9 protein-coding genes are annotated in these 10,064 nt (G+C 43.5%); 4 read left to right on the forward strand and 5 right to left on the reverse strand.

What is annotated here, in order from left to right:
* Nucleotides 1-171 precede the first annotated feature (171 nt).
* Complete coding sequence (locus QNI08_RS18280) at nucleotides 172-357, reverse strand: hypothetical protein (RefSeq protein WP_285768835.1); 186 nt, start codon at nucleotides 355-357, stop codon at nucleotides 172-174.
* Nucleotides 358-468: 111 nt separating this feature from the next.
* Between QNI08_RS18280 and QNI08_RS18285 the strand changes: the two genes are divergently transcribed.
* Complete coding sequence (locus tag QNI08_RS18285; protein WP_285768836.1) at nucleotides 469-606, forward strand: hypothetical protein; 138 nt, start codon at nucleotides 469-471, stop codon at nucleotides 604-606.
* A gap of 50 nt (nucleotides 607-656) precedes the next feature.
* Here the strand turns inward: QNI08_RS18285 and QNI08_RS18290 are convergent, their stop codons facing one another.
* Complete coding sequence (locus tag QNI08_RS18290; RefSeq protein ID WP_285768837.1) at nucleotides 657-2,225, reverse strand: fumarate hydratase; 1,569 nt, start codon at nucleotides 2,223-2,225, stop codon at nucleotides 657-659.
* A gap of 295 nt (nucleotides 2,226-2,520) precedes the next feature.
* A complete protein-coding gene (locus QNI08_RS18295; RefSeq protein WP_061143624.1) occupies nucleotides 2,521-2,709 on the reverse strand; it encodes an SE1561 family protein in 189 nt (62 codons plus the stop codon).
* Nucleotides 2,710-2,861: 152 nt separating this feature from the next.
* On the opposite strand from QNI08_RS18295, the gene yfkAB reads away from it, so the two are divergent.
* On the forward strand, nucleotides 2,862-3,989 hold the full coding sequence (gene yfkAB / locus QNI08_RS18300; protein ID WP_285768838.1) for a radical SAM/CxCxxxxC motif protein YfkAB: 1,128 nt from the start codon (nucleotides 2,862-2,864) through the stop codon (nucleotides 3,987-3,989).
* Nucleotides 3,990-4,023: 34 nt separating this feature from the next.
* Here the strand turns inward: yfkAB and QNI08_RS18305 are convergent, their stop codons facing one another.
* Together QNI08_RS18305 and cax are read right to left on the reverse strand one after the other, a co-directional pair.
* On the reverse strand, nucleotides 4,024-4,836 hold the full coding sequence (locus QNI08_RS18305; RefSeq protein ID WP_285768839.1) for a YfkD famly protein: 813 nt from the start codon (nucleotides 4,834-4,836) through the stop codon (nucleotides 4,024-4,026).
* Between the two features lie 459 nt (nucleotides 4,837-5,295).
* Nucleotides 5,296-6,354, reverse strand: a complete 1,059-nt coding sequence (cax, locus tag QNI08_RS18310) for a calcium/proton exchanger (RefSeq protein ID WP_285768845.1) — start codon at nucleotides 6,352-6,354, stop codon at nucleotides 5,296-5,298.
* 190 nt (nucleotides 6,355-6,544) lie between these two features.
* On the opposite strand from cax, the gene QNI08_RS18315 reads away from it, so the two are divergent.
* Nucleotides 6,545-7,711, forward strand: a complete 1,167-nt coding sequence (locus QNI08_RS18315; RefSeq protein ID WP_285768840.1) for an MFS transporter — start codon at nucleotides 6,545-6,547, stop codon at nucleotides 7,709-7,711.
* A 333-nt stretch (nucleotides 7,712-8,044) separates the two neighbouring features.
* On the forward strand, nucleotides 8,045-9,967 hold the full coding sequence (locus QNI08_RS18320) for a heavy metal translocating P-type ATPase (protein WP_285768841.1): 1,923 nt from the start codon (nucleotides 8,045-8,047) through the stop codon (nucleotides 9,965-9,967).
* Nucleotides 9,968-10,064 lie beyond the last annotated feature (97 nt).

The raw sequence follows: 10,064 nt of genomic DNA on the forward strand, positions 1-10,064 counted from the left end.
TTGGAACATGAAGATATATATGCATGCTATTGCGAGGGCGATTTTTTAGTGCGGAAGAATTATTGGATTGAGGGACAAATTCCATACCTTTCATTCAAACCGACCATATATTTAGATCTGAATCAGCATAAAAAAGGCCTTTCCTTCGAAAAGGATTGGCCCCATGATTTATTATCCTTTAAATAACGCTTGTGCCGCCTTCCAAACGATGGCAATTGCGAAAATGATAACGATTACAATTCCGACTACATCTAGGAATGTTTCAAGACCGGAGAAAATGGTGCCAGCTACAGGAAGTTGGATGAAAGCAAAACCGGTTAACATGGCAAGAAAGAATAAGAAGTAATTATTCTGCATGAAAATCCCCCCTTTCTCTATTAATGTATGTACGGATGTTCCAAAAGATTGTACTTTTCAGAGGCAATTATCGCCTTTTTTTTCATATACATGGACTAGGGGGGCGGATGCATGCTTGAATGGGTGATCACTGTCGGTTTCGTTGCTTGTCTAGGCTTGGGTGCAGGGTTGTTTGTTCATTTTGTGAAAAGTGGTTTGAATTTAGAGGATGCTTCAAAGGTCGATCCACTGCCAGAAATGGAGGAATAAGGTCAGAAAAAGACGCTCCGCCGAGTTGGTGAGCGTCTTTTCCGTCTTCCTTACTTAAATACCGGTTGTTTGAATTGTGCCAGCTTTTCCAATGAAGATTGCTGAACATCCTTATGAAGGCTGTTTCCGTGTGAATCCATGGTGACTACGGCTGTAAATCCTTCCACATTCAGATGCCACATCGCTTCAGGAATCCCGAATTCGGTGAAGTTCACGCCTTCGACCGATTTGATGCAATCTGCATAATATTGGGCAGCCCCGCCGATCGCATTAAGGTAAACTCCGCCGTGTTCACTAAGGGCCTCTAGTGTTTTTGGGCCCATTCCGCCTTTTCCGATAACGGCACGTATGCCGAATCGCTTCATGATATCGCCTTGATAAGGTTCTTCACGAATGCTTGTTGTCGGACCAGCAGCCTTCACATGCCATTTTCCTTCCTCATCCTTCAGCATGACCGGTCCACAATGATAGATGATTTGTCCATCAAGGTCGATGGGTGCAGGGTTTTCAGATAAGTGCTTATGAATGGCGTCACGGCCGGTATACATTCTGCCGTTTATATGGACCACATCCCCGACTTTTAATTCACGGATTTGTTCCTCCGTTATCGGTGCCTGCAAGGTCATTTCACGCGGTGCATCAATGTCTGCTTCGACAGCGGCCGCTACTTCTTCCTTAGCCGCTTTTTCGGCTTCTAAAGCAAAGTCGATTTTCTCACCTTCTTGATATAGCCATTCATTGATTTCGCCTGTCTCAGGATTCACTTTCACTCCCAATCGACGGAAGGCCCAGCAATTATAGGCAACGGAAACGAAAAAGCTTGCCGGGATGCGGTGCATGACCCCAATTTTGCAGCCGAGCAGCGTAGTTTCGCCACCGAAGCCCATCGTACCGATCCCCAACTCATTTGCTGTCCCCATGATGTATTCTTCAAGCTTGCGAAGGTCTTCATTTGGATTAACATCTTCATTGCTGCGGAAAAGTTGGGCTTTGGCCAAATCATATCCGGATGAACGATCTCCGCCAATACCAACCCCGATGAATCCGGCACTGCAGCCTTGCCCTTGTGCTTGGTAGACGGAATGCAGGATGCATTTACGGATGCCGTCCAAGTCACGGCCTGCTTTTCCCAATCCCTCAAGCTCCATCGGGAGGCTGTATTGAATATTTTTATTTTCACATCCGCCACCTTTTAATATCAGGCGGACATCGATGTAATCTTTTTCCCACTGATCGAATTTCATGACAGGAAGACCTTCCCCAAGGTTATCCCCGCTGTTTTCACCCGATAGGGAATCAACGGCGTTCGGACGAAGCTTACCGCCTTTCGTTGCCAAAATGATGGCATTGCGGATTGCTTCTTTTATTTCAAGTTGGTTTACGCCAACTGGAGTTTTAATTTTGAAAGTTGGCAGACCTGTATCTTGGCAAATCGGCGATACATTATCGTCAGCCATCGTAATATTGTTGGTGATCGTATCCAAGCTCAAAGCTGAACGAGTTCCAGCATTTTCACGCTGCTTTGCACTTTTTACCGCCCGACGAACATCCTTTGGCAAATTCGTTGAAGTTTCAACGATTAAGCTGTACATACTTTCTTGGAATTTTTGAATATCCAAATTTCTCTTCCCCCTCTTATTACCCCTATGTTTAAACTTTTTCTCTGTTCTCCTGTTAAAAACGGATGTGACAACACCCGTTTTATTATACATCTTACCTATTCTTTCGAAAACAAGTAATTATTTTTCTTAAAGAAAGCATTTTGGGTGGATCTTGATACAGGGAAGTAGGAGTGGACTGGGCATTAAATGCGCACGGATCGTGCCTGAAGCCGTGGAAAAAGGGATGGCACATGCTGCTTGCCATCCCGTCGGGAATAAAAATATCGAAAACTTCATATTATCGAAACATATATCATTCTTCTTCGCGGGTTTTGAATTGTTCGACTTTTCCTTCCAAGTCATCCAGCATGCCGATCAAGCGGTCTATATCTTCCAATTCCGTATTTTCCGGTTCGATATGGTCAAGAACCTCCATGAACATCGTGAGGCGTTCTTTTAAATAAGTTAATTGTTCGTTTTTACCTGTAATGGACTTTCCCATGAGGCACTCTCCTTCCATTCTCAATAATATCGTAACGAAATCTGCTTCAAAGTGCAATGGCAAGGCTTAAAATTAAGCTCTTCGCTATTTGACAATTTTTGTCCGGATTGTTCATAATGGGTTAGTGCACTATTACGTAAGGAGTTTTAAACATGTCAATTATCAAGCAAGATCTTTTAATACCAATTACACCCAAGTATGATCCTTGGGAAGCATACATGGACGTTGAACAATATGGAAAGATGAGTTTGACCAATGTGGAGTTCACCACCACCACCCTATGCAATATGCGCTGCGAGCATTGCGCAGTCGGCTACACCCTGCAGCCGAAAGACCCGGATGCTCTTCCCTTGGAATTGCTGATACAACGGCTTGATGAAATCCCCTTGCTTCGTTCACTCAGCATCACAGGCGGAGAACCGATGTTATCAAGGATACAAGTGCGGAATTATGTATTGCCTCTATTGAAATATGCCCGGAGCCGTGGGGTGCGGACACAAATCAATTCCAACCTGACCCTTGACCTGGAACGGTACGAGGAAATCATTCCGTATTTGGATGTGCTGCACATTTCCCATAATTGGGGAACGATTGATGAATTCATCGATATTGGCTTCGCCATGATGGATCGTAAACCTTCACGGGAACAGCGTAAGAAATTATTCGATAAAATGATTGAAAATTCTCGTGCCCTCACGAAAGCTGGTGTACTGGTATCGGCAGAAACGATGCTCAATAAACGCACCCTGCCCCATCTTGAGCACATTCACAGACAAATCGTCGATGAAATGGGCTGTCAAAGGCATGAAATCCACCCGATGTACCCAAGTGATTTCGCATCGGCCCTTGAGACTTTATCTTTGGACAAAATGCGTGAAGCGATTCATCATTTACTCGATATCCGTGATGAAAATGTTTGGATGCTTTTCGGTACATTGCCATTTTATCCTTGTAATGATAATAAAGAGGATACAAAACTGCTTCAGCGTCTTTACGGGACGCATAAAGTGACGGTCCGCAATGACCCGGATGGACGGTCGCGCTTGAATATCAACATTTTTACCGGTGAGGTCATCGTGACCGACTTCGGTGATGCGCCAACCTTGGGTAATATCAAAGACCAACCATTGACCGAATCGTATGACACCTGGATGGATTCAAAGCTGGCCAATGAATTGAATTGCCATTGCCCGGCCGTCAAATGCTTAGGGCCGAATGTACTCGTCAAAAACGCTTATTATCCGAAGGAAGATTTCAGGACAAGAAAATCAAACATATAAGAAAGAACTCGCCAATCCGGCGAGTTCTTTTCGTTTACCTCGGCTGCTGGGATACTGTGAAGCTAAAGGAAACATGGTCCTGGACCGGTATCCATGCCCCGATCCCTTGTGAAGTGATGTTTTTGATCGTAATCGTTCTTTTATTGCCTTTCAAGTTTAAATATACTTCCCCATAAGTGACCTTGCCTTTTTCATTTACGGCGGAGGCATAACTCGATAGGTACCCAATCCTGTTCGAAGCTACATTGTATACTTCATCCTTTTTCGTGCCAGCTCCGACGATCGTCTCGAAGGCCAAAGGCAAATTCGTCTTTTCCGTCGCCTTCAAGAGCATCATCTTCTGCACATCCTCGGCTTTTGGGATTTTGGCGGTCAAGCCTCCGCTTATGGCCTTCTGGCTTTCCTGTACATAACGGATTCTATACGGGACTTCCCCGCCGCGGTTATCATAGTAATTCATATTGATCTTTTGGTATTCCCAGTTTGGTGCCGTTTCCGACGATTCATAATTCAAAGCCCAATGACCAAGATAAATGGTTGCCCTGTATCCAAAGGCAAGCGGGGCCTTGGCGATTGCCGATTCATTCAACATATGAATAAGTTCTGGATTTTCAATTTTTATATCCGATGATTCGATCAATTGTTCGGCAAACTTACTCGGCTGCAGCATCGGAAGATCTTGAGTCGGGTTAGGATATGTGTTTTCCTTTGCAATATTCAATACGGAAGGCGGGATGCTCACCTTAGTCGGAGCTGCCTTATCTCCGGGTTTTTCGGCCGCAAAGCTTACATTTGCCTGAATGAAAGCAAATAAAGCAATCATCGTACAAAGAATTATTCTTCTCATGCTGTCGCACTCCTTTTCAAGGGTTCATTCATTTTTGTTTATAGATTTTGTTACTAAGCAGCATTCTATACATTTCAATCGAATGTCGATTTTGTAATGAATTTGTAAAGTTCAGAATATTTACTTTTCTTTTGAAATCTGTTATACTTCATTTACATTATAAAAAGGAGGCGAAATCGTTCATACCTATCACACATTCAGGGGGTATGCTTATCGAACAATCCATGACACCTTTTTAAAGGATGATAGAAAACGAAATCGCCAATACTTAAATCTGATGTAAAAGGATGGTGTAACACTCTAGAATATTTCTCAACTTTCACAAAGCATGATGAAAAATTTTGGATTAACTTATGAATCGTAATTTACTCATATAGAAATGACTCTGCTAAATCTAACCTCGGCAGAGTCATTTTTATTTATGAAAAAAACGACCTTCCGCGACGGAAGGCCTTTTTCTTATAATAAGTAAAATCCGATTCCCATGATGAAATAAGCGGCCAAAAGCGTCAGACCTTCAAACCAGTTCGTTTCACCATCATTGGATATCATGATCATCAGGAAGACGGCCGTAACCATCGATATGAGCTCCGGCCATGTGAATACAAGCGGCATATGCGTAGGATATAATAACGATATCAACACGAGTACAGGAGCCACGAACATCGCGACCTGCAGCGTGGAACCGACTGCAATCTCCACAGCGACATCCATTTTATTTTTATATGCCATTATAACCGCGGATGCATGCTCAGCTGCGTTACCTACGATCGCAACGATGATGACACCGATGAATAACTCCGTCCACCCGAAGGCTTCCCCCACTTCGCTGAACGTATGGACAAGTTTTTCCGATACGTAAGCAACAGCGACTGTTGCAAGGGCAAGAATGATGATGGCCTTTTTCCTGCTCCATTCCGGAACTTCGTCTTCATGCTCCTCTTTTTTTTCATTATGCTGGTATACACCGCGGTGAGTAACCAATTTAAAGAATAATGCAGCAAGATATAATAAAATCAAAATGATCGAGATTCCGACACTTAACGACATCGTGCTTGCTTCACTCATATTCTGTGTGAACACTTCCGGTATCACGAATGCCACTATAACAGCAAAAACCAACAATCCTGCATTATGTCGCGCATCGAATACGTTGAATTTCTGCCGTTTGTATTTGGTGCCGCCGATAAAAAAGGATAATCCTGCCACCAACAACAGGTTTCCTAAAACGGAACCGGTCAAGGAAGCCAATACGACGCCCACGAGCCCTGCTTTTAAAGAAAAGATGGATATGATCAATTCGACTGCATTGCCAAAGGTAGCGTTCAATAGCCCGCCTACCCTGGGCCCCATGACAATCGCTAAGCTTTCCGTCGCCCTGCCCATGAAGCCTGCAAGCGCAATGATCGTTAAACAATATACGACGAACATGAGAACGCTTGGCCAATGAAGCAAAGAACCAATGACGGATATGGGCACACCCACTGCGACAAGCCCCAAAAATATTTTATTCAAGATACTTCTCCTCACAATCTTATATGTACTTTTTATATGACAAAAACTATCATACATAATCTTAAGACTTTGACAAAGGAAAATTTTATCATTGTATTCCTTCTTGTCAATATTTACCCAAAATTCTATTGCTTAACCCTGTACCTAGGATGTAACATCAACATGATACACATTTCTTAGGAGACTTGAATATATGAATCATAAACTGCTTATACGTGTTTTAATCTTAATTGTCGGCATATCCGGTTTTTCCCAAGGGATGCTCTTGCCGATCATTGCCATCATCTTTGAAGGTGACGGAATCAGTTCTTCCTTAAACGGATTTCATGCTGCCTCGCTTTATATTGGGATTCTGTTGATTTCCCCTTTCATGGAAGCACCCCTCCGTAAATATGGATATAAACCATTGATATTATTTGGCGGGATCACCGTCATCCTTTCTTTGGCCTTATTCCCTGTTTGGAAATCATTCTGGTTTTGGTTTCTCCTACGTTTCTTGATTGGAATCGGCGATCATACACTTCACTTTGCCACCCAAACATGGATAACCGCCATTTCACCGATAGCAAAGCGAGGAAGGAATCTTGCCATTTACGGCCTTTTCTTCAGTCTTGGCTTCATGGTCGGTCCGCTGATGACGAAGCTTCTCGAAATCAATCAATCACTGCCATTCATCATCACATCCATAATCAGCCTGCTCACCTGGTTAACCATATTCCTGATCAGGAATGAGCTTCCTGATCAGGATGAATTTGATAACACGTCATTTCTTGGTACGCTCAAAAGGTTTACGAAGGTGAGCCGCATCGCTTGGGTCGCTTTTTTATTGCCGTTCACGTTTGGTGTGCTCGAAGCTTCATTGAATAGCAACTTTCCAGTATTCGCTTTGCGGTCGGGAATCGATTTAACCGCCGTATCGATTATCATTCCGGCGTTTTCAGGCGGTACGCTGCTAACACAGATTCCCATTGGAATGCTCAGTGACCGCTATGGACGGCGAAGGACTTTACTGTTCATCATTTTTTCAGGGTTTACGATATTCACTCTTGCCGCAATCTACTCCCATTCAGTGATTGGCCTTTTCCTCTGCTTCATGCTTGGCGGAATGATGGTCGGTTCCACCTTCTCATTAGGCATCAGTTATATGGCAGATCTATTGCCGCGAAACCTTTTACCTGCCGGAAATTTATTATGCAGTATCTTCTATAGTGTAGGCAGTATCGGCGGTCCATTTTTTGGCGGAATAGTCATCGATCACTTTAAGGGTGGGAGTTTTTTCTATATGATCAGCATCATGCTTTTCATGGTCTTCCTTGCATTGGCTCTTTTCAAGGAGAAGTCGCCTGTGACAAGTATGTAGTTTCATTTATTATCTGAACTCCTTCATTTATTATTCAAGCGTAAGGTCGTTTAACAACCAGCCTTGCACATTGAAATAACTGGCACTTTATATTTTCTCCTAGATTAGAATCATTCTTCTTTATTTTTGAATATGATATGTGGTACTATAATAGTATCAAAAAGGAAATCTCGTCAAAAGATCCTTAAAACATTGCTGTCATCGCAATTTCGATGGCAGCTTTCATATTTTAAGGAGAAAAATGACGTTGATTATCTTTCTCAATTAGATAGGATATTACTGATAATCTATATCAATTACACAAAATAGAGAAGAATGTGGGAGGGAAATCTTATGATTACTGAAACAAAACAATTAACCCAACCGGCAACTGCATGCAAAACCACCTGGTTGGAAAAGGCAAAACCACATATGGAACTTATTGCTGCATTATTCAGCGGTTTATTAATAGTCTTGGGCTGGCTCCTTTCAAAAAACGGAATGGATTCCGCCTCGATCGTCATTTATTTGGCTGCTTTTTTGATTGGCGGATATGCAAAAGCAAAAGAAGGCATCGAAGATACGATTGCAGACCGCGAATTGAATGTTGAAATGCTGATGATTCTCGCGGCTATCGGATCGGCAATCATAGGCTACTGGACCGAAGGCGCGATATTGATATTCATCTTTGCTCTAAGCGGCGCACTTGAAACCTACACGATGAACAAAAGCCATAAAGAAATATCGGCGCTCATGGATCTTCAGCCGGAAGAAGCGTTGCGCATCACCAAAGGATATGAAGAAACCGTATCTATATCTCAACTAAATATTGGAGATTTGATTTTGGTGAAGCCAGGTGAGCGAGTGCCATCGGACGGCAAAATCATTGACGGACGTACCAATATCGATGAAGCCGCCATCACCGGTGAATCGCTTCCTGTCAGTAAAGCGTTGAACGATGAAGTATTTGCCGGTACGGTGAATCTTCGCGGCACGATTACCGTGGAAATCACCAAGGCAGCAAGTGAAACATTATTTCAAAAAATCATTACACTCGTGCAGTCGGCCCAAAGCGAAAAGTCCCCTTCACAACTGTTCATTGAACGGTTTGAAGGTACTTACGTAAAGGTCGTACTTACTGTGGTCGGCTTGATGATGTTCCTGCCTCACTTTTTATTGGCATGGACCTGGACGGAAACATTTTACAGAGCGATGATCCTGCTCGTTGTCGCTTCGCCTTGTGCCCTTGTGGCTTCCATTATGCCAGCTACCTTATCCGCCATTTCAAACGGCGCCCGTCATGGCATATTATTCAAAGGCGGCATCCATCTGGAGAACCTGGGCAATCTTCAGGCTATCGCCCTTGATAAAACCGGGACATTGACAAAGGGAAAGCCAGAGGTAACCAATGTCATCATCCGTGAGAGTTTGACGGAAGAGGATTTCTTATTCCATATTGCCTCGGTCGAGAACTATTCGAACCATCCTCTGGCAACATCGATCGTACGCTATGCAAAAACGAAAATGGCCACTGAAATCGTCAAGCCGGAAAATATGGAGGATATATCAGGAAACGGTGTTCAAGCTTATATCAATGGCGTGCTGTGGAAAGTCGGAAAAGCTGATTTCGTCGGTCGAAGCGAAGCTGAAGCATTCTGCGATGGCATTGCCCTGACTTTCGCGGCACAAGGCAAAACAGTGGTTTTTGCAAAGGATGATAAAGGGATTGCAGGTATACTTACCTTGAAAGATGTCGTGCGTTCAGAAACCATTGCCGCCATCGAAGCTCTAAAAAATGAGGGCATCCATACTGTGATGCTGACAGGTGACGGTGAAAAAACGGCTAAAGCGATTGCTGTGGAGAGCCATATTGATGCATATATTGCGGAATGCCTGCCTGAAACGAAAGTTCATGAAGTGAAAAGGCTGAAAGAGCATTTCGGCACGGTGGCAATGGTCGGAGATGGGATTAATGATGCACCTGCACTCGCAACTGCTTCTGTGGGGATTGCAATGGGTGAAGGAACGGACGTCGCCCTTGAAACGGCGGATGTCGTCTTGATGAAGAATGACCTGCCCCGCATCGCAGAAGCCGTCAAACTATCCAAAAAAATGAATCGTATCATTAAACAAAACGTCATTTTTTCGATTTCGGTCATCATGATCCTGATCGCATCCAACTTCCTTCAATTCCTAGACCTGCCTTATGGCGTCATTGGACATGAAGGCAGCACGATCCTCGTTATCCTGAATAGTCTAAGGCTATTGAGAAACTAAAAAAAAAGGAGCCTGAGGGGCCTCCTTTCAGACTGTAGACAAACTCGATGAAAATCGAGTTTGTCTACTTTTTTTATGGCTTGTACATTTGGACGTA

It is taken from the genome of Peribacillus folii, from assembly GCF_030271255.1.
Taxonomy (GTDB): domain Bacteria; phylum Bacillota; class Bacilli; order Bacillales; family DSM-1321; genus Peribacillus.

What these genes read in the sequence shown, in the direction of transcription:
- QNI08_RS18305 (WP_285768839.1), bottom strand. Translation starts at nt 4,836, where the DNA reads ATGAGAAGAATAATTCTTTGTACGATGATTGCTTTATTTGCTTTCATT.
- QNI08_RS18315 (WP_285768840.1), top strand. Translation starts at nt 6,545, where the DNA reads ATGAATCATAAACTGCTTATACGTGTTTTAATCTTAATTGTCGGCATA.
- yfkAB (WP_285768838.1), top strand. Translation starts at nt 2,862, where the DNA reads ATGTCAATTATCAAGCAAGATCTTTTAATACCAATTACACCCAAGTAT.
- QNI08_RS18295 (WP_061143624.1), bottom strand. Translation starts at nt 2,709, where the DNA reads ATGGGAAAGTCCATTACAGGTAAAAACGAACAATTAACTTATTTAAAA.
- QNI08_RS18285 (WP_285768836.1), top strand. Translation starts at nt 469, where the DNA reads ATGCTTGAATGGGTGATCACTGTCGGTTTCGTTGCTTGTCTAGGCTTG.
- QNI08_RS18320 (WP_285768841.1), top strand. Translation starts at nt 8,045, where the DNA reads ATGATTACTGAAACAAAACAATTAACCCAACCGGCAACTGCATGCAAA.
- QNI08_RS18280 (WP_285768835.1), bottom strand. Translation starts at nt 357, where the DNA reads ATGCAGAATAATTACTTCTTATTCTTTCTTGCCATGTTAACCGGTTTT.